At 44.0% G+C, this 1,065-nt stretch carries 1 protein-coding gene; it reads right to left on the bottom strand.

Annotation, left to right across the window (positions count from 1 at the left end; all coding sequences use genetic code 11):
- Positions 1-668, bottom strand: a 668-nt coding sequence (locus R8N46_RS25415; RefSeq protein WP_318189803.1) for an HAD-IA family hydrolase, incomplete at its 3' end; no start/stop codon positions are given.
- Positions 669-1,065 lie beyond the last annotated feature (397 nt).

The following is a 1,065-nucleotide window of genomic DNA, read 5'->3' as shown; positions in this document are numbered from 1 at the left end:
TTCGGTGTTATCTCTGTTGGATTACTTGCGCCAGTCGCATTCACCCACACACTCAAAATACCCATGTTGTTTGCGCCTGCGATGTCTGCCGCTAGAGAGTCACCGATGTGTAAGGCTTCTTCTGGTTTGACGTCGACAAGATTCAAGGCTTTTTGGAATATGCTGGCCGCTGGTTTTTCTTCTGGCTCTTCGCCACCCACAATAATATGGTCCACCCATTCATCCATTTGTGTTGCTTTCAATTTGGGGTGCTGCGAGAAAATTGGACCGTTAGTGATCACGACAAGTTTGTAGTGCTTACGTAGATCCATCAGCATTTCTTTTACGCCAGGGAAGAAAGTGAACGCGCCCATACGTGCTGAATCAAAATAGTGTTGTGCTTGCTGAGCTTGCTCTGCATCGATGTGGATGCCGTTCTCCGCCAAAATCGTTTGGATCAGACCACAGCGAAAAGCATTTTCGTCTGGAAGAAGAGCAACCAGCTGAGGAAACTCTGCGTTGAGCTTTTTATATACCCCTTGCAAGTAGCGTTGTAAGAATGCTTGAGGATCAGAGACTTGGGGATACGTTTGTTGAATCCAGGCAGCAAATTTTTGCCCTGCAGATTTGTCTGCTTGGGATGTGCCACATAACGTCTCGTCCATATCAAAAAAAATCGCTTTAAGCACAGGGGCTCCTTTCATTCACTACTTAGTCACTGGCGTCGAAAGCCTATTATCCCACTCTAAATCGCATCGTAAAGAGGCAATCCGTCAGCAAATTGTGCAGTTTCGTTTACGCTTAAGTGATGCTGTTCTTTTGGCTTAATCATTAAACCGCATAACGGGCGCATAATCGCAACTTTGAGGAGGTTTCCTCTGTTTTGTTGTGGTGCTCACGTTTTAGCCTTAGGTGAAGCCGGTTAACTTTGGTTTTTTATGTTTGCCGACTATTTTGTTAGTAACATTTTATGCCGAAAAATCGCTTTTGGTACGATATATTGTTTGGTAAATGTTAATGATCGCACATGAATAGTGTGGTTATGGTGTGAGGTGATGTTGTGCCTATATTTAGAGCATTTTTCTA

The organism is Vibrio sp. 1874, from assembly GCF_033344395.1.
Taxonomy (GTDB): domain Bacteria; phylum Pseudomonadota; class Gammaproteobacteria; order Enterobacterales; family Vibrionaceae; genus Vibrio; species Vibrio alginolyticus.
Note: the sequence above shows the minus strand (reverse complement) of the source record. Positions and strands in the feature narration are given on the sequence as shown.